This window comes from Xenorhabdus innexi, from assembly GCF_002632485.1.
Taxonomy (GTDB): Bacteria; Pseudomonadota; Gammaproteobacteria; order Enterobacterales; family Enterobacteriaceae; genus Xenorhabdus; species Xenorhabdus innexi.
This window is the reverse complement of record NZ_NIBU01000030.1, coordinates 20,769-40,247: the sequence shown is the minus strand read 5'-3', so window position 1 is coordinate 40,247 and position 19,479 is coordinate 20,769. Positions and strand designations below refer to the sequence as shown.

Annotated in this window: 18 protein-coding genes and 1 other annotated feature; of the genes, 6 read left to right on the top strand and 12 right to left on the bottom strand. The window is 42.2% G+C overall.

From position 1 onward, the window contains the following. Positions 1-469: 469 nt before the first annotated feature. From clpB to rluD, 3 genes are all read right to left on the bottom strand, one after another. On the bottom strand, positions 470-3,043 hold the full coding sequence (gene clpB / locus Xinn_RS12515) for an ATP-dependent chaperone ClpB (protein WP_086953886.1): 2,574 nt from the start codon (positions 3,041-3,043) through the stop codon (positions 470-472). Positions 3,044-3,171: 128 nt separating this feature from the next. Further along, positions 3,172-3,903: a purine nucleoside phosphorylase YfiH gene (yfiH, locus tag Xinn_RS12510; protein ID WP_086953887.1), complete on the bottom strand. Its 732-nt coding sequence runs from the start codon at positions 3,901-3,903 to the stop codon at positions 3,172-3,174. A 4-nt stretch (positions 3,904-3,907) separates the two neighbouring features. Next, complete coding sequence (rluD, locus tag Xinn_RS12505; protein ID WP_086953889.1) at positions 3,908-4,885, bottom strand: 23S rRNA pseudouridine(1911/1915/1917) synthase RluD; 978 nt, start codon at positions 4,883-4,885, stop codon at positions 3,908-3,910. 146 nt (positions 4,886-5,031) lie between these two features. Here rluD and bamD point away from each other — a divergent pair, with 146 nt between their 5' ends. From bamD to pheA, 3 genes are all read left to right on the top strand, one after another. After that, a complete protein-coding gene (gene bamD / locus Xinn_RS12500) occupies positions 5,032-5,754 on the top strand; it encodes an outer membrane protein assembly factor BamD (protein ID WP_186435691.1) in 723 nt (240 codons plus the stop codon). 307 nt (positions 5,755-6,061) lie between these two features. Further along, positions 6,062-6,394 (top strand): ribosome-associated translation inhibitor RaiA, encoded by a 333-nt coding sequence (raiA, locus tag Xinn_RS12495; protein WP_086953893.1) that lies wholly within the window; start codon positions 6,062-6,064, stop codon positions 6,392-6,394. Between the two features lie 145 nt (positions 6,395-6,539). Next, positions 6,540-6,663: a sequence feature (Phe leader region), on the top strand. Positions 6,664-6,753: 90 nt separating this feature from the next. After that, positions 6,754-7,908 (top strand): bifunctional chorismate mutase/prephenate dehydratase, encoded by a 1,155-nt coding sequence (gene pheA / locus Xinn_RS12490; RefSeq protein ID WP_086953895.1) that lies wholly within the window; start codon positions 6,754-6,756, stop codon positions 7,906-7,908. 44 nt (positions 7,909-7,952) lie between these two features. Here pheA and tyrA read toward each other — a convergent pair whose 3' ends face one another. Together tyrA and Xinn_RS12480 are read right to left on the bottom strand one after the other, a co-directional pair. Then, positions 7,953-9,074: a bifunctional chorismate mutase/prephenate dehydrogenase gene (gene tyrA, locus Xinn_RS12485; RefSeq protein ID WP_086953896.1), complete on the bottom strand. Its 1,122-nt coding sequence runs from the start codon at positions 9,072-9,074 to the stop codon at positions 7,953-7,955. A 5-nt stretch (positions 9,075-9,079) separates the two neighbouring features. Further along, positions 9,080-10,174, bottom strand: a complete 1,095-nt coding sequence (locus Xinn_RS12480) for a 3-deoxy-7-phosphoheptulonate synthase (protein ID WP_086953898.1) — start codon at positions 10,172-10,174, stop codon at positions 9,080-9,082. 493 nt (positions 10,175-10,667) lie between these two features. Here Xinn_RS12480 and Xinn_RS12475 point away from each other — a divergent pair, with 493 nt between their 5' ends. Then, positions 10,668-12,011 carry an anaerobic C4-dicarboxylate transporter gene (locus Xinn_RS12475; protein ID WP_086953899.1) on the top strand — a complete coding sequence of 448 codons (1,344 nt, stop codon included), beginning with the start codon at positions 10,668-10,670 and terminating at the stop codon, positions 12,009-12,011. A gap of 81 nt (positions 12,012-12,092) precedes the next feature. Here Xinn_RS12475 and Xinn_RS12470 read toward each other — a convergent pair whose 3' ends face one another. The 6 genes from Xinn_RS12470 to ffh form a co-directional block, all read right to left on the bottom strand. Then, the gene (locus Xinn_RS12470; protein ID WP_086953901.1) at positions 12,093-12,737 is read right to left on the bottom strand and encodes a hypothetical protein; all 645 of its coding nucleotides are present in this window, start codon (positions 12,735-12,737) and stop codon (positions 12,093-12,095) included. Positions 12,738-12,989: 252 nt separating this feature from the next. Next, positions 12,990-13,343, bottom strand: a complete 354-nt coding sequence (rplS, locus tag Xinn_RS12465; RefSeq protein ID WP_086953902.1) for a 50S ribosomal protein L19 — start codon at positions 13,341-13,343, stop codon at positions 12,990-12,992. Positions 13,344-13,407: 64 nt separating this feature from the next. Continuing rightward, positions 13,408-14,160, bottom strand: coding sequence for a tRNA (guanosine(37)-N1)-methyltransferase TrmD (gene trmD, locus Xinn_RS12460; protein ID WP_086953904.1), 753 nt, complete (start codon positions 14,158-14,160; stop codon positions 13,408-13,410). A gap of 34 nt (positions 14,161-14,194) precedes the next feature. Further along, positions 14,195-14,743, bottom strand: coding sequence for a ribosome maturation factor RimM (rimM, locus tag Xinn_RS12455; protein ID WP_086953905.1), 549 nt, complete (start codon positions 14,741-14,743; stop codon positions 14,195-14,197). A gap of 18 nt (positions 14,744-14,761) precedes the next feature. Beyond that, a complete protein-coding gene (gene rpsP / locus Xinn_RS12450) occupies positions 14,762-15,010 on the bottom strand; it encodes a 30S ribosomal protein S16 (RefSeq protein ID WP_086956469.1) in 249 nt (82 codons plus the stop codon). A 136-nt stretch (positions 15,011-15,146) separates the two neighbouring features. Continuing rightward, on the bottom strand, positions 15,147-16,508 hold the full coding sequence (gene ffh / locus Xinn_RS12445; protein ID WP_086953906.1) for a signal recognition particle protein: 1,362 nt from the start codon (positions 16,506-16,508) through the stop codon (positions 15,147-15,149). A 194-nt stretch (positions 16,509-16,702) separates the two neighbouring features. Here ffh and Xinn_RS12440 point away from each other — a divergent pair, with 194 nt between their 5' ends. Both Xinn_RS12440 and Xinn_RS12435 read left to right on the top strand, forming a co-directional pair. Beyond that, the gene (locus tag Xinn_RS12440) at positions 16,703-17,494 is read left to right on the top strand and encodes a cytochrome C assembly family protein (RefSeq protein WP_086953907.1); all 792 of its coding nucleotides are present in this window, start codon (positions 16,703-16,705) and stop codon (positions 17,492-17,494) included. A 54-nt stretch (positions 17,495-17,548) separates the two neighbouring features. Continuing rightward, positions 17,549-18,844 carry an HlyC/CorC family transporter gene (locus tag Xinn_RS12435; protein ID WP_143706512.1) on the top strand — a complete coding sequence of 432 codons (1,296 nt, stop codon included), beginning with the start codon at positions 17,549-17,551 and terminating at the stop codon, positions 18,842-18,844. 90 nt (positions 18,845-18,934) lie between these two features. Here Xinn_RS12435 and luxS read toward each other — a convergent pair whose 3' ends face one another. Then, positions 18,935-19,450: an S-ribosylhomocysteine lyase gene (gene luxS, locus Xinn_RS12430; protein ID WP_086953909.1), complete on the bottom strand. Its 516-nt coding sequence runs from the start codon at positions 19,448-19,450 to the stop codon at positions 18,935-18,937. Positions 19,451-19,479: the final 29 nt, after the last annotated feature.

Genomic DNA, 19,479 nt, shown 5'->3' with positions numbered 1-19,479 from the left:
AGACTTTAATCTTTTTTGCCTTTCGGCATGTCGATAGGGTCTTGCGAGTGCCCACACAGATTGTCTGATAAATTGTTAAAGAGCGGTGGCAACCGGAAGTTTCTTCCGTGTTGCGAGGCTGCGTATCTTACGCTTTTCGCCTCGGGAGTCAAGCGTTTATTTTCGCTTTTTTCCCGCTGTCCTCGGCGGCGTGTCTCAGCTCAGCGTCGGTCAGTGGTGGCGCATTATAGGGAGTTTTCCGGCGCTGACAACAACTATTTTAAAAAAAGATTTCAATCGAACACTTATCAAACAAAATAACCTTTTTAAGCTATTTTTTGAGCTACGAAACAAAAAAAGAGGTGGATTTTTCACCTCTTTTTTATCTTTATTCTATTTTTTATGTTGCCTTAATGACATTTTCCCCTCGGATAGGCATCTATAATAGATGCCTATCTACGAGCACCATGAAGAAACTAAGCAAAAAATGTCATTGCCTTGCAACAATATGGTCGTTTTCCAGATCCAATGTCACTAACTTACCGGGAATCAGTTCGCCAGAAAGGATTTGTTGAGCCAGCGGGTTTTCAATCTCTTGTTGAATAGCCCTTTTTAATGGGCGCGCTCCGTATACAGGGTCAAAACCAGCTTCACTCAGTGTTTCTAGTGCCGATGATGTCATTGTGACTTGATAGCCCCGCTCCTCCAGACGTTTATATAAACGTTGTAGCTGGATACTTGTAATGGCTTTCAGATGCTCTTTTCCTAATGGATGGAATACCACGACTTCATCGATCCGGTTAATGAACTCAGGCCTGAAGTGATGACCGACGATCTCCATCACCATATCTTTCATTCCGGCATAATCCAGTACCCCAAAACGTTCCTGAATCATGTCTGAACCCAGGTTAGATGTCATAATCACGACTGTATTACGAAAATCGACTGTTCTTCCCTGACCATCAGTTAAACGTCCATCATCCAACACTTGCAGCAATATATTGAAAACATCGGGATGCGCTTTTTCAACTTCATCCAATAGGATGACTGAGTAAGGACGGCGACGTACCGCTTCTGTCAGATAACCGCCTTCCTCATAACCAATATAGCCGGGAGGTGCACCCACCAGTCTTGAGACAGAATGTTTTTCCATAAATTCAGACATGTCGATACGTACCATTGCATCGTCACTATCGAACAGGAAATTGGCTAATGCCTTACACAGCTCAGTTTTACCAACACCTGTCGGCCCCAAAAACATGAAAGAGCCAATCGGGCGATTTGGGTCAGATAAACCGGCTCGGCTACGGCGAATTGCGTTTGCTACTGCATCAACAGCCTCATTCTGACCAATGACACGTTTATGTAACTCATGCTCCATACGCAATAGTTTATCTTTTTCGCTTTCCAACATTCTGGATACCGGAATTCCTGTCCAGCGAGCAAGGATTTCAGCGATTTCAGCATCAGTCACTTTATTACGCAGCAGTTTCATTTGGTGATTTTCTGCTGTGGTTGCTGTTGCCAACTGTTTTTCCAATTCAGGAATTTTTCCGTACTGAATTTCAGACATTCTCGCCAAGTCACCACTACGACGAGCTTTTTCTAATTCTATACGTGCATTTTCTAACTCAGCTTTAATATTTTGAGTGCCGGTAAGCTCTGCTTTTTCTGCTTTCCACTCTTCTTCCAGCTCAGAATATTCACGCTCTTTTTCCGCCAGCTCTTCATTCAGCATATCAAGACGCTTTTTACTGGCTTCATCCGATTCTTTTTTCAGTGCCTGCTGTTCGAGTTTTAATTGGATAATCCTGCGTTCCAGGCGATCCAACGCTTCTGGTTTTGAATCCATCTGCATACGCAGACTGGCTCCGGCCTCATCAATTAAATCAATCGCTTTATCAGGTAACATGCGATCTGAGATATAACGATGAGATAATGTCGCCGCTGCAACAATTGCCGGATCAGTTATCTGAACATGATGGTGGAGTTCATAGCGTTCTTTAAGACCACGTAGAATAGCAATAGTATCTTCAACACTCGGTTCCGCAACATAAACTTTCTGGAAACGGCGTTCCAAAGCCGCATCTTTCTCAATGTACTGGCGGTATTCGTCTAAGGTCGTCGCACCGACACAATGCAGTTCACCACGAGCTAGTGCTGGTTTCAGCATATTGCCCGCATCCATTGCACCCTCTGCCTTGCCAGCACCTACCATCGTATGTAACTCATCAATAAACAGAATGACCGAACCTTCTTGTTTGGCGAGATCATTCAAAACACCTTTCAAACGCTCTTCAAACTCACCCCGATATTTCGCACCCGCCAATAATGCGCCCATATCCAGGGACAGGACTCTTTTGTTTTTCAGACCTTCAGGCACTTCTCCATTAACAATCCTTTGTGCCAGCCCTTCGACGATGGCCGTTTTACCCACTCCCGGTTCACCGATCAATACAGGATTATTCTTGGTTCGACGCTGTAATACCTGAATTGTCCGTCGAATTTCCTCATCACGCCCGATGACAGGATCAAGTTTGCCTTGTTCGGCTCTCTCAGTAAGATCTATTGTGTACTTTTTCAGTGCCTGACGTTGGTCTTCGGCACTCTGGTCATTTACTTTTTCACCACCGCGCATCATCTCTATTGCCTTAGTGATTTTGTCTTTTGTTGCTCCCACAGCTTTTAATATGTCGCTTAATGCTCCACGTTCTTCCAGCGCTGCCAGAACAAAGAGTTCAGAAGAAATAAAGTTATCACCTGCTTTCTGAGCAAGTTTGTCGCACAGGTTTAAATAACGCCCTAATTCATTGGATACCTGAACATCACCGCCACTTCCTTCTACTCTTGGAAGTCTGTCCAAAGCCAGATTTAGTCGATCATGCAAGTTTCCTGTATCAATCCCGGCAGACATTAATAGAGGGCGAACAGAACCCCCCTCTTGATTAAGCAATGCGCTCATCAAGTGGATTGGTTCGATGAATTGATTATCACGCCCTAATGCGAGGGATTGGGCGTCAGCGAGAGCAAGCTGGAATTTATTAGTAAGACGATCCAGACGCATAACACCTCCAATACTAGTCAGAATTTGCTACTGGAGATTAGATAAGGTCATTCCTTAAATATTCAAGGTATGCTGAAAAGTTAATTGGAAACTTGCGCTATGCACTAAAGATCGCCCTACGCGATAGATCATCTCAACCAGATTAAAGTTGCCATACGTCCGGTAACACCATCACGACGGTAAGAAAAAAAAGTCTCTTCTTCTGAGACCGTGCAAACTGTGCCTCCAAAAACATTTTTTATCCCAATCGACTCCAACTTTAATCTAGCCAGTAAATAGATATTTGCCAGAAATTTCATTCCATAAGGTGTAAAGGCCTGCTCCAGATTAGGGTCTGTTGCCAGAAAAGCTTCCATAACCTCGCGCCCGACTTCAAACTTTTCAGGGCCAATAGCTGGCCCTAGCCATACGTGGATCATGTCAGGTTCTGTCGTAAATTGAGCCACTGTATTTTCCAGAACACCGGCACATAATCCACGCCATCCCGCATGGGCTGCTGCGACTTCATCACCTTTGACGGAACAAAAAAGTACAGGCAGGCAATCTGCTGTCATTACAGCACACGCCTGCCCGACTTGATTAGTATAAACAGCATCAGCCTGATTATTTTCCACTAACTGACCATCTAACCTGATAACACGTGTTCCATGTACCTGTTCCAACCAGACTGGCTGCTGCGGCAATCGCGCATATTCAGCCAATAATTCACGGTTTCGCTCTACATATAGAGGAGCATCTCCAACGTGACTGCCTAAATTCAGGCTATCATAGGGCGGAAGACTAATACCGCCCTGCCGGGTTGTACTACATGCGCCAACCCCCTCGGGTTGTGGCCAATCAGGAAAAATCAGTGGTGTCATTTAACTACCAATCCATCTCATCTTTGAAAGTTTCGGCATCTGCTTTCATCACATCAATAAGCTTAACCATATCGTCCGGTAATGGCGCATGCCACTCCATCTCAATACCTGTTATCGGATGATAAAGACGCAACATAGTAGCGTGCAACGCCTGACGGTCAAAGTTGCGTATCGCTTCGCGAAATTCCTCAGAGGCACCTTTCAGAGGACGAGGACGACCGCCATAAAGCTGATCTCCAACCAGTGGATGTTTAATGTGTGACATATGCACGCGGATTTGGTGCGTTCTGCCCGTCTCCAGACGCAAGCGAAGGCGGGTATGTGCCCGGAAATGTTCCATCACCCGATAATGAGTCACGGCTGGCTTGCCCATTGGGTGAACAGCCATATGCGTCCGCTTTGTCGGATGGCGGGATATCGGCTCTTCTACAATCCCACCCGCTGTCATACGCCCTAAAGCAACGGCTTCGTACTCACGGGTAATTTCACGTAATTGCAGGGATTCAACCAGACGAGTCTGTGCCGGAACTGTTTTTGCAACTACCATCAGACCTGTCGTATCCTTATCAAGGCGGTGCACAATGCCCGCCCGGGGAACATCTGCAATCTCTGGATAACGGTATAGCAGAGCATTCAGTACTGTGCCGTCAGGGTTGCCCGCCCCCGGATGTACAACCAGGTCACGCGGTTTGTTAATAACCAGAATATCGTCATCTTCATAAACAACGTTCAGTTCTATATTCTGCGGTTCCCAACGGGCATCTTCTTCAATGATAGCATCAATAGAAATTTCTTCTCCGCCCAGTACTTTTTCCTTTGGCTTATTAATTAATTTGCCATTTACCTGAACTTTATCACTCAAGATCCACTCTTTTATACGTGAACGGGAGTAATCAGGGAGCAATTCAGCCAAAGCTTGATCTAAACGCTGACCGAGCTGAGATTCAGCGACTGTCGTATTAAGTCGTATTTGTTGTGCCATATATAACTTCTATATTTTACGTTGAGTTTTGACGGCGAGGCCGTTTCATTTAAAATAGTGTGCTATTGTACTCTATCTTTTGCCGGGAGCTTCGCGGATAGTCTCCCAGAAAACAATCAGAGGGTAATCAACACGTGATGATTCGCATGAAATATCTGGTGGCAGCGACCACATTGAGCCTGGTTTTATCTGGGTGCTCCAGCAATAAAGAGGCTGTTCCTGATATCCCGCCATCTCAAATTTATTCAAACGGGCAGGAAAAACTGCAGGACGGTAACTATAAAGCGGCTATCAAGCAATTGGAATCCCTAGATAACCGTTATCCTTTCGGACCTTACTCTCAGCAGGTTCAGCTGGATTTAATTTATGCTTATTATAAATCAGCAGAATTTCCTCTTGCCCTTGCATCTATTGAACGTTTCATGCGCCTGAATCCAACTCACCCGAATATTGACTATGTCATGTATATGCGTGGTCTGGTATTACAGGCTATGGACGATAACTTTCTACAGGATGTTTTAGGTCTTGACCGCTCAAACCGTGATCCTGAAAATGCCCGTGCCGCATTCCGCGATTTTAGTCAACTGGTACGTTATTACCCTAACAGCCAATATGTAGCTGATGCTTATAAACGTTTAGTTTCTCTGAAAGATCGTTTAGCCAAACATGAACTTGCCATTGTTCAATATTACACTAAACGCGGTGCTTACGTTGCAGTCGTCAATCGTACAGAACAAATGTTAAGGAATTATCCGGACACCGAAGCCACCAGAAAAGCGTTGCCTTATATGGAAAAAGCATACGATGCGCTGGGGCTTAAAACCGAAGCAGATAAAGTCGCGGCATTAATTGCTGCCAACCCAGCATAGAGTTTCAAAGGAATATCATAAAAATAGCAGCTATATGGCTGCTATTTTTCTAGAGAGAACATGATTACCGGATGGAAATCCATTCAAATTCCGGAATTGTTTCTGGGATTGATAATACCATAACTGATCGATAATGACGCATTGCTTGTCACTTAGCAACAAATTTTGTCCACATCTTCATCACTAATCACAATTTAACTTATCCACGTCAGAATCCGCTAATAAAAGTGACTTAGATCATTCTTTTTCCCTAAAAGCGAGTTATGCTGAAACCATCAAAGACGGAGAAACAGAAAGAGGTAACTATATGTTAGTAAACATAACCAGCAAACAAATGGAAATTACCACCGCAATTCGTAGTCATGTGGAAGACCGTCTAAATAAGTTGAATAAATGGCAAGTCAATCTCATCAATCCACATATTGTGCTTTCAAAAGAGCCACAAGGGTTTTTGGTTGATGCCACAATTGGCACACCGAATGGTACGCTGGTTGCAAGCGCCAAGCATGAAGATATGTATGCAGCTATCAATGAATTGCTGACTAAATTAGAACGTCAACTTAATAAAGTTCAGCATAAAGGGGAAGCGCGCAGAGCAGAGCATAGTGTAAAAGAATCTAATCTTAATCTTGAAATATAACCTGTTTTGTTTTCTCAACGCGCTCAATGAGCGCGTTTTTGTTGCCCTTCAGCCCTATCCCACTTTGTCACGCCTATTGACATCCCTCATCGAATAGGTTAATAAAAGTACACTCTTTGATTTTACAAAATGAAGATACAAACGACATGAATATTAAACTGTTCTTCTCCTTTTTCTTTTTTACCTTCCTATGAGGGGGTTTCTCGTTTGTAAAAGATAAAAAGAAGACGAACAAGAAAACCTCCCTACCAACGGGAGGTTTTTTATTTTATAGGCCATAACTTATATCTCCGATAGGTCTCAGACTGCGATTTGAAAGATACAAATTACTTTTATAATAAAAATATCAGGAATGTACTATGGAACAAGATTTAATTAACATTCGTAAAGAAATCAGTAACGTTGATGCTGATTTACTGGATTTGCTAGCAAAGCGGCGGCAATTGGCCTGTGATATTGCGCAAACAAAACTTCACGGTAATCGTCCGATACGGGATAAAAATCGGGAGCGGGAATTACTAGATGTGTTAATTGATAAAGGTAAATCTCGTGGGTTGGATGGATTTTACATTACCCGCCTGTTCCAAATGATCATCGAAGATTCAGTACTGACTCAGCAAGCCCTGCTACAACAACATCTGAACCAGACACCTTATGATACTGCCCGGATTGCTTTTCTTGGTCCAAGAGGTTCTTATTCACACCTTGCCGCACGTCAGTTTTCCGCACGACATTTCAATCAGTTAATTGAATGTAGCTGTCATAAGTTTCCAGATATCTTTTCATTAGTGGAAATTGGTCAGGCTGATTACGGTATTCTGCCACTGGAAAACACCAGTTCCGGCGCAATAAATGATGTTTACGATCTCTTGCAGCACACTCCATTATCTCTGGTAGGAGAGATAACTCTTCCTATCAATCACTGCTTATTAATTACCCAAGAGAGTGATATATCAAAGATAAAAACAGTCTACAGTCATCCTCAACCTTTTCAGCAATGCAGCCAATATCTTAATCAATTTCCACACTGGAATATAATCTATTGTGAAAGTACTGCTGTTGCCATGCAAAAGGTGACTGAAATAGATTCACCGGAAGTGGCTGTATTGGGAAGTGAAGCCGGAGGAGCACTTTATGGGTTGAAGGTTTTAGAAAATAACCTTGCAAACCAAGAAAATAATAGTACCCGGTTTATTGTTGTTGCCCGAAAACCTATTGAAGTATCAGATCAGGTTCCAGCAAAAACGACGTTTATTATGTCCACGGGGCAACAGGCTGGCGCTCTGGTTGATGCACTCATTATCTTAAAAAAACACAATATTATTATGAGTAAACTGGAATCACGTCCGATCAACGGTAAGCCGTGGGAAGAGATGTTTTATATTGATGTTCAGGCCAATGTACGTTCCATGAAAATGCAACAGGCTCTCAAAGAATTATCTGAAATCACCCACTTCTTGAAAATCCTAGGTTGTTATCCTTCAGAAAATGTAACATCAGTTGATCCATTCTAAATAGCTAACCGGATGGAAACATCCGGTTTAACCGTCATATCGACTCATATCCGACTATCATTAGCCTGCTGTAAAAGCGTCTGGCTTTCTTTCATAAACCGAACTGCTTCATCACCAAACCATTCGCTCACTTGATTAAAGTTCTCAATAAATGCTTGTTTATCCTGATTCTCCAGAAGTGCCAAAGCCTGACCAAAACTTTGGTGATAACGACGAATCAGTTCAATATTTTCAGGGCTGGACATAATAATATCTGCATACAACTGTGGGTCCTGAGCAAATAACCGACCAACCATAGCCAACTCCAGACGATAAATAGGGGAAGACAGCGATAATAGTTGCTGTAAATCGATATCTTCTTTTAAAAGATGTCGTCCGTAAGAAAAAGTGGAGAAATGACGTAGCGCCTGAATAAAACTCATGTTTTTATCATGCTGGTCTGCTTCAATTCTGTGTAGTCTTGCTCCCCAGACTAATATTTGTTCCAGAAACCACTGGTATGATTCTGACTGGCGTCCATCGCAAAAAATAACCACTTGTTTAGCAAAACTTCCCACGTCCGGCCCAAACATCGGATGTAATCCCAAAACAGGGCCTTTGTGTACATCAAGCATAGCCTGAAGTGGCTTTTGTTTTATCGAAGCTAAATCCACCAGAATACATTCTTCAGGTAAAGGAGGTAAACGGTGGATAACGGCTTCAGTTAAATGAATAGGTACACTGACAATGACCATGCCAGCACCGGCTAAAATAGCATCAGCCTGCTCCCAATCATTTGCTTCAAGATTCCTGACTTCGTAATCTGATAAAGTCAATAATCGGCTAAATAGTCGACCCATTTTTCCAGAGCCACCTACAATCACAATCGGCCCTATATCAGCATTGAGCTTTTTGAAACCTTTATCATTTTCACTGGTATAAGACTCACGCATAATACGGCGCAGAATATCTTCAATTAAGTCTGGGGAAATCCCCAGAATTTCTGCCTCCTTGCGACGAGAAGCCAGCATACTGGCCTCCCTTTCAGGTGCATAAATTGGTAACCCAAGCTGGCTTTTAACTTCACCAACTTCAGCTACCAAATCCATCCGCCTGGAAAGTAAACTCAGTAGAGCTTTGTCTACCTCATCAATTTGTTTCCGTAATTGTGATAATTCTGCTGCCATGTCAATTATCCTGCCTGTTTCATCGTTATATTACGTTTTGATAAATGTGGCTTGATTTGCTGATGTAATTTTCTTAACACCTGTTCAGTCGTCTGCCAGCTAATACAAGCATCAGTAACAGAAACACCATATTGCATTTCAGAACGGGTTAGCTCTGAAGACTGGCTTCCTTCATTAATATGACTCTCTAACATGACACCAATAATGGATTGATTACCACTCATAATTTGCTCAGCGACTGAATCCACAACCACACTTTGACGACGAAAATCTTTATTGGAGTTACCATGACTGCAATCAATCATCAGTGATGGAACTAAGCCTGCCTTAACCATCTGATTTTCACAATCACGCACATGTTCAGGACTATAATTAGGCTCCGCTCCACCACGTAATATTATGTGGCCATTCGGATTACCCTGAGTTTGCAGCAGACAAACCTGACCTGACTGATTTATTCCCATAAAGCGATGTGGCATTGCCGCAGCTTTCATCGCATTAATAGCGGTATTTAAATTACCATCAGTGCCATTCTTAAAGCCGACTGATACTGATAAGCCTGATGCCATTTCACGATGCGTCTGGGATTCTGTCGTTCTTGCCCCAATCGCTGACCAACTAAAAAGGTCGCCCAAATATTGGGGGTTGTTGGGATCAAGCGCTTCATTCGCCAATGGCAACCCCATTTCCACCAGATTCAGTAACAAACGACGAGCAATATGTAATCCGGCATCCATATCAAATGATCCATCCATGTAAGGATCACTGATTAGACCTTTCCAGCCAACGGTAGTACGAGGTTTTTCGAAATAGACGCGCATAACAACATACAGACAATCACTCAGTTCAGCCGAAAGTGATTTCAAACGGCGGGCATAATCAAGAGCAGCATCCACATCATGAATAGAACATGGACCACATACCACCAACAAACGGGGATCATCATGATGAATGATATCAGCAATAGTATTACGCGCGTTTGTAATGGCATGCAGATCGCTGCTACTCAATGGATATTTTTGTTTCAGCTCTTCCGGTGTAATGAGAACCTGTTCATCAAGAATATGAATGTTATTAAGCGCATCTTTTTGCATGATCATTTTTCATACCTGCTTTATTTGTCTGTTTAAGTTTTTAGCGTCTGCCAGATAACATACCATGCTCCGTAAAGAATACAATCCGATTGTTTATATTTTTTTACGATAGTGTAAATATTATTTTACACCAAATACCACTTAGCAATTGACATTAATCAATGAATAAATAATTTATATATATTCTAATTGTAGATAGAAATATATTAATCAATCTTCATGGTAATTATTTAATTAATATATTTCACAACCGCAACACCAAACTGAAATGATTTATTAACTATTTGTTAATCTTCATTAAAATATAAATTTATTTAAAAATCATGTAGTAAAAATAAGATCTTAATCCCGTTTTTATATTACAATTTTAATAATATTAACATGTGACTTTAGTATTAGGTTGAAACTATAAAATAACATTTATAAAGAATTGTTGAATAACACTGACTAAAAAAGTGGGCTATCAACGTTCGTTTTTACTCACTCATTAAGGATAGATATGATAACGCTGCAATTTGCCATAATAATTATATGCTTATTGATAGGTACGCGTTATGCGGGCATGGGATTGGGGCTGATCAGTGGCATAGGGCTTTTTATACTGACATTTATTTTTGGGTTAGAGCCAGGCAAGCCACCAGTTGATGTAATGCTCACTATTCTTGCTGTGATCGGCTGTGCATCTGTTTTACAGACTGCGGGCGGTCTGAATGTCATGATGCAGTGCGCTGAACGTCTTCTACGCCGCCATCCACAGCACATTACTATTTTGGCTCCACTCACTACATGGATGCTCACTTTCCTTTGTGGCACAGGTCATGTGGTCTATACCATGTTCCCGATCATCGGTGATATCGCCTTAAAAAAAGGCATTCGTCCTGAACGCCCTATGGCAGTCGCATCTGTTGCCTCCCAAATGGCAATTACTGCCTCTCCTGTTTCGGTTGCCGTTGTTTCTTTAGTATCAATTATTGCTGCCAGCCATGGTATTGGTCATGCCTACGGAATTTTAGAAATTCTGGCTGTTTCAATTCCGGCATCACTGACAGGAGTTGTAATTGCCGCATTATGGAGTTTGCGCCGCGGTAAAGATTTAGATAAAGACGAAGAATTTCAGGAGAAAACTAAAGATCCTAAACAGCGGGAGTTTATCTACGGTAATTCAGAAACTCTATTAGATCAGGTATTTCCTAAACAGGCATACAGAGCTACATGGATCTTTTTCGCTGCCATTGCTGTTGTAGTATTGTTCGGCGCATACTCTGAATTACGCCCTGCTTTTGAAGTAAAAGGGGAATTAAAACCACTCTCTATGAATCTGGTTATCCAGATGATGATGCTGATCGCTGGTTCTATTATTTTGATGACATGTAAAGTCAAAACCAGTGAAATAGCCAATAGCGCTGTGTTCAAAGCCGGAATGGTGGCTATCTTTTCTGTTTTTGGCGTTGCATGGATGAGTGATACTTTCTTCCACTCACATTTAGGTGAATTAAAGCTGGTACTGGAAGATGTTGTTCAGGCAAAACCCTGGACTTACGCGTTAGTATTGTTTCTGGTGTCAAAATTGGTTAACAGTCAAGCCGCAGCTTTGACCGCAATTGCTCCTATGGGATTACAGCTTGGCGTTGACCCTAAACTTTTGATTGCATTCTTCCCGGCAGCTTACGGTTATTTTGTATTACCGACTTATCCAAGCGATCTGGCTTGCATCGGTTTCGACCGTTCCGGTACAACAAAAATCGGAAAATTTATCATCAACCATAGCTTTCTTATACCGGGCCTGATTGGTGTCAGTTGCTCCTGTGCTGTAGGATACATTTTAGTCAGCACTTTTATGTAACACCATAATCACTAACACCGTCTACTGACAATATTCTGACGTAGATGGTGTTATGTTTGAAAAAACCTTTAGACTTCTCAGTTATTCCAAAATAGCTACTCTAATTTCAGCAAAATTTTTCTCTATTTCTATTTTTACTGAATCTCCATTGGTTAATATCGCATGCGCATAATAAATTCCGTTAGACATTTTTTCATCAATGTTAACGGTTTTGCATCTGACATCATTAAATTTATTAACATAATGAAAGTTATTAGGTTCATTAAGTAAGTTATATAACGGATTTTGTGTCGAATTATGAGTATATTGTTTGCTATAAATATCAGTAACAACAGAACATGCTGTTTCAGCTACCATTTGGCTAGAAACATTATTGAAAGAAATAATGATTGATAATATGAATGTTAGTAACCATCCAATAAAATAATCTTTATCCGTCTTTAGAAAATTTGCTCGTATCCATAAATATAATGGAGTTAAAAGAACAAGATATAAAAGCCCTTTTGGTATTTTACGATTTTGACTCTTCAACAAAATATCATCAGCAAACCAAAGGGAGATATTAAGCGCTGCATATATCCACCAATCAAATGCTATGTCAGCCACTACTTCTATAATTGCACCCACGACAGGTAAAGCAACCATACCCCATACAGGCCAGTTACTTACAGGCATCACTGGATCGCTATTATTTTGAATATTTTCTCTGGATACTTCTGACTCCATTTTATATTCTCCATGTATAATAAAACACCAATGATATTCATTAATAACCTTTAATGAATTAAAAAACACACAATTGTTCGTAACAGTATTCAGTGAATTGAGTTTAAGACGAAAGGGTATTAAAACTATTTATGATGGGATATTTGATGAAGTGTATGCTGCGATTAAACTTATTTTAAATGTGAAATGATTATCCATTAAAAAGGCCAGCAAATTGCTGGCCTTATAACTTTCGGATGTAGCGAAAGCGTATTATTTAGCGCCCAGACGCTCTTTGATACGCGCTGCCTTACCAGAACGCTCACGCAGGTAGTACAGTTTAGCTCTACGAACAGCACCACGACGTTTAACATAAATGCTGTCTACGACTGGGGAGTGAGTCTGGAATACACGCTCAACGCCTTCGCCGTTAGAAATCTTACGAACAGTGAATGCAGAGTGCAGACCGCGGTTACGAATCGCGATAACCACGCCCTCGAATGTCTGCAGACGCTTTTTAGAACCTTCAACGACCCATACCTTAACTTCCACGGTGTCACCCGGACGGAATGAAGGTACGTCTTGCTTCATCTGCTCTTGTTCAAGTTGTTTAATAATGTTGCTCATAATAACTCTCTTACCCTAGGTAAACTGATATATCAGAGACATTCCTTTATTGGATATGCCCAGATTAATTCGTTGCCTGATCCTGATATTCCTGCTGGAATTCAGCCAGCAACATCCTTTGCTCGTCAGTCAGAGCTAGGCTTTCTAGAAGTTCGGGCCTTCTTAGCCAAGTACGACCAAGTGACTGTTTCATACGCCAGCGATTAATTTCGGCATGATTTCCTGACAGTAAAACAGCAGGAACTTCCATCCCATCCAACACTTCAGGGCGGGTATAATGCGGACAATCCAACAGCCCGTCAGCAAAAGAATCCTCCTCAGCCGATGCCTGACGCCCCAACACCCCAGGAATAAACCGGGATATGGAATCAATCATTGTCATCGCAGGAAGTTCTCCCCCGCTGAGAACGTAATCACCGATAGACCATTCTTCGTCAATTTCGGTTTGGATCACTCGCTCATCAATACCTTCATAACGACCGCAAACCAGAATTAATTTCTCATTTGCCGCCAGTTCGCAAACTCCCTGTTGATCGAGTTTACGACCCTGAGGTGAAAGATATATCACCTTTGCACCATCACCAGCCGAAGCTTTCGCTGCATGAATGGCTTCCCGTAATGGTTGCACCATCATCAGCATGCCAGGACCACCACCATAAGGGCGGTCGTCCACAGTACGATGCCGGTCGTAGGTAAAATCCCTCGGACTCCAGCAATCAATACTGAGCAGGCCATTTTTCACTGCCCGACCAGTTACCCCGTACTCGGTTATTGCGCGGAACATTTCAGGAAACAGGCTAATAACCCCAATCCACATATAGCGTCCCACTTCTCAACCGGTTTACCGGAGATTAAAAACCAGGATCCCAATCTACTTCAATAGTTTTGGTAGCGAGATCAACTTTCTTGATAACCTGCCCATCAAGAAACGGAATTAACCGCTCCTTGATACCGAATGCATCTTTCAGGTTTGCTTTTATTACCATGACATCGTTAGACCCGGTTTCCATCATATCCTGGACAGTTCCAAGGTTATAACCTGCCATATTGATTACCTGGCAACCCGTAAGGTCTCTCCAGTAATAATCACCGTCTTCCAGTTCTGGTAATTGGGATGAATCCACCACTACTTCACAGTTAGTGAACAGATTCGCAGCATCTCGATCATCAATACCTTTAATTTTGATGATCAAATCCTGATTGTGATATTTCCATGTTTCCAGCTCAACGTGTTGCCACTGACCGGAACGCTGAATAAACCACGGCTGATATGCAAAGATGTCTTCGGCTTGTTCGGTGGAGGAAAAAACTCTGAGCCAACCACGTATGCCGTATGCTGATCCCAATTTCCCCAACACGATTGGATCAACAGGGTGCTCCAGGCCGGATTGTTTGCTCATTGTTACCACCGCGACAGATTAAGCTGCTTTTTTAGCGTCTTTGATCAGTGTCGCAACACGATCAGAAACAGATGCACCCAGACCAACCCAGTGTTCGATACGGTCCAGATCTAAACGCAGAGCTTCAGCATTCCCTGATGCGATAGGGTTGAAGAAACCAACGCGCTCAATGAAGCGACCATCACGCGCATTGCGGCTGTCGGTCACTACTACTTGATAAAACGGACGCTTTTTAGCGCCACCACGAGCTAAACGAATTGTTACCATAACATCCTCATTAGTTATCAAAACAACCAGACGCCATCGAGGAACGGAGTCCAGCTGTCCATGAAAAAGCCCGAAAATTTTACTCACTTTGGCGCAAAAAGCAATCCAAAGAGCATTTTCTTTCGAAATTTGTTGATTATCGCCCCATGAAACCAGGTGGCAGCATGCCTTTCATGCTCCGCATCATTTTTGCCATACCACCTTTCTTCATTTTTTTCATCATGCGCTGCATTTCATCAAACTGTTTTAGCAAACGGTTGACATCCTGCACCTGTGTACCGGAACCCATTGCAATACGGCGTTTGCGTGATCCTTTGATAATTTCCGGTTTTTCACGTTCCTTACGGGTCATTGAATTGATGATGGCTTCCATCTTAACCAGAACTTTGTCATCCATTTGAGATTTGACAGCATCAGGAACCTGAGACATACCCGGCATTTTGCTTAACATACTCGCCATGCCACCCATGTTGCGCATCTGTTTAAGCTGATCAAGAAAATCAGTTAAATCAAAACAATCACCTTTTTTCAGTTTTGATGCCAGTTTTTCTGCCTGAGTCCGGTCAACTTTACTTTCAATTTCTTCAATGAGTGAAAGCATGTCTCCCATCCCCAGAATCCGCGATGCAATACGGTCAGGATGGAAAGGTTCCAGAGCATCGGTTTTTTCGCCAACACCAAGGAATTTAATTGGTTTACCTGTGATATGCCGGATAGAAAGCGCCGCACCACCACGAGCATCACCATCCACTTTAGTCAGTACAATACCTGTCAGTGGTAACGCTTCATTAAATGCTTTAGCCGTGTTTGCAGCATCCTGCCCCGTCATTGCATCGACAACGAACAGAGTTTCAATAGGATTGATTGCCGCATGGACCTCTTTAATTTCATCCATCATGGCTTCATCGACATGCAGACGCCCTGCTGTATCGACTATAAGCACATCGTAGAATTTCAGCTTGGCATGCTGAATTGCTTTATTAACAATATCAACCGGCTTTTCTTGCGGGTCTGACGGGAAAAAATCAACTCCAACAGTTTCTGACAGCGTTTCAAGCTGCTTGATTGCGGCCGGACGATATACGTCAGCAGAAACAACCAATACTTTTTTCTTACTTTTTTCTTTCAGTAATTTGCCCAGCTTTGCAACACTGGTTGTTTTACCAGCACCCTGCAAACCCGCCATCAGAATGGTTGCCGGAGGCTGAACAGCAAGATTCAACTCGCTGTTCACCTCTCCCATCGCCTTTACCAGTTCATTTTGAACAATTTTGACGAATTCTTGCCCGGGAGTCAGACTTTTGTTAACTTCATGCCCTACCGCGCTTTCTTTAACTCTTGCAATGAAATCACGCACTACAGGTAACGCGACATCCGCTTCAAGTAAAGCCATGCGAACTTCGCGCAGCGTATCTTTAATATTGTCTTCAGTCAGCCGTCCACGACCGCTGATATTGCGCAATGTGCGCGATAGTCTGTCAGTTAAATTATCAAACATTATCTCAGCTCAGATATCTACAAGTGGGTATACCTGTCAGGGTCAGGCAAATTTAGAGAATTATAACACGATGATGATGTAATCTCTGCAAAGAGATTCCCAAGTATGATTAACAACGGTTGGAGGCTATCCTCGCTGACGGTATACTTAAATTTTAAGTTAACTCTAATATTCTTGCGAAAACGAAAAACTTTATGCCCGCATTTTCAATCATTGCCTCACTTGCTTATCTCGTTAGCCTGACACTCATTGTGCCGGGCTTATTGCGGCAACAAAACAATTATCAAAAATTGGCGCTGCTTTTCGCAATTGTCGCACTCTTCAATCATACTATTTCACTAAAATATCAGATTTTTCATGTTAGTAGCGGACAGAATCTGGCATTGCTGAATTTAGGCTCTATGGTCAGCTTACTCGTCTGTATCATTATGACAATTGTTGCCTTTCGTGGGCGTGCATGGTTTTTACTACCGATTGTTTACAGCTTTGCTGTGATAAATCTGATACTGGCGAGCATGGTACCCGGTGAATTCATTACTCATCTTGAGGGAAACATTGGTCTATTTATACATATCGGGCTGGCCTTGTTGGGGTATGCCACGTTACTGATTGCCGCACTCTATGCACTACAGATTAGCTGGCTGAATAATCGGCTGAAAAAGAAAAAACTTACTTTCTCGCCGGGAATGCCTCCATTAATGGCGATTGAGCGCAAAATGTTTCACATTATCCAAGTTGGCATAATTTTACTAACATTGACGTTATGTACAGGTGTCATGTATATGGATAATGTTTTCGATAAAGAAAATATCCATAAATCGGTTTTGTCCCTCACCGCATGGTTTATCTACATTATTTTGCTATGGGGGCATTATCGTGAAGGATGGCGCGGCAAACGTGTTATTTGGTTCAATTTAATTGGTGCGTTTATCCTGACACTTGCTTTCTTTGGCAGCAGGTTGTTGCAGGAATTCATGACTTATTAAATATTCAGAAACCACCGCAGCCAGTTTATATAAACATTAGGAAGGAACTCTGTTTTGGAGCATGTCTCAACAGGCACATTAATTATTGTTCTTGTCATCATGGTTATCATTTCTGCCTACTTTTCTGCCTCAGAAACCGGCATGATGACAATAAACCGTTATCGTTTACGTCACTTAGCCAAACAAGGCAGCAACCCGGCCCGGAGAGTTGAATCACTGCTCCGCCATCCTGACAGGCTAATCAGTCTGATCCTGATCGGCAATAACCTTGTCAATATTCTGGCATCCTCGCTGGCGACTATTGTTGGTATGCGTCTTTATGGCGATGCCGGAGTTGCTATTGCAACCGGGATACTGACTTTTGTGATTCTGGTTTTCGCAGAGGTTATGCCCAAAACTATCGCAGCTCTATACCCGGAGAAAGTTGCCTTTCCGAGCAGTTTATTACTACGCCCATTACAAAAAATCATGCTGCCGCTTGTTTGGGCGTTTAATAAGATCACTTTACTGTTTATGCGCTGTCTGGGGATCAAGGTTTCTGGTATTCGCAATGATTCGGTCAGTAAAGATGAACTGAGAACGATTGTGAATGAATCCAACACCAATCTCTCACGCCGTAATCAGGATATGCTTATCTCGATATTGGATCTTGAGAAAGTTACTGTTGGGGACATCATGGTGCCCCGTAATGAGATTGTCGGCATTGATATTAATGACGACTGGAAATCCGTTATACGCCAGTTGACACATTCACCACATGGCAGAATTGTGTTGTACCGGAATTCGCTGGATGATGCTATTGGCATGCTACGAGTACGCGAAGCCTACCGTCTCATGATGGAGAAAAAAGAATTTACGAAAAAGAATCTGATCAGAGCTGCGGATAAGATTTACTTTATTCCTGTCAATACACCATTAAATACCCAGTTGGTTAACTTTCAGCGTAATAAACAGAAAGTAGGCCTGACTGTTGATGAATATGGGGATATTCAGGGACTGGCGACTGTAGAAGATATTCTGGAAGAAATTGTTGGTGATTTTACCACGTCTATGTCTCCTTCTCTGGCAGAAGAAGTTCTGCCACAAAGTGATGGTACGATTCTGGTTGACGGGACGGCTAATATCCGTGAATTAAATAAAGCATTTGACTGGACACTACCGGCTGACGGGCCACGAACAATGAACGGTATGATTCTGGAAGAATTAGGCGAGATCCCGGAACTTAATGTTCAGGTGCAAATCAATGATTACAACTTTGAAATTCTTTCTGTAAATGACAATGTTATCAAAAAAGTGCGGGTTACACCGATGAAGCAGAGAACAGCTAAAAACACTCAAGCCAATGACTGATTAATAAGAATAAATCTGGCCGTAGAACGGTATTTTTACGGCCAGAATAACATGTGTAGTTGCTTCTTTGTTAGCTACACTCAACTCATACTACACTTGTAGTTCAACCAATTTTTCTTCCGGTAAAGCAAGTTCATCATTTTTATTAACACGAACATCTGAATACAGAATGTGGCGTGCAATATCCTGTGCTTCCTGCAATGAATGCATTTCATAAGTACCACACTGATAAACATTCAATTCAGGGATTTTTCTCTGATCCTGAACTTTCAGAACATCAGCCATCGCACCCTTCCATGCTTCAGCCACTCTGAATTCATCTGGAGCACCAATTAAACTCATATAAAAACCGGTACGGCATCCCATAGGAGAGATATCGATAATTTCAACGCCGTCACCGTTTAAGTGGTTACGCATAAAACCGGCAAACAGGTGTTCAAGTGTGTGAATTCCTTTTTCTGGCATGACCTCTTTGTTAGGAACACAAAAACGTAAGTCAAATACCGTAATAGTATCACCGTGAGGCGTTTTCATCGTCTTAGCAACTCTAACGGCAGGTGCTGACATACGTGTATGGTCAACGGTAAAACTGTCCAATAAAGGCATAATCCAACCTCCTCAGTCATCAGATTTTT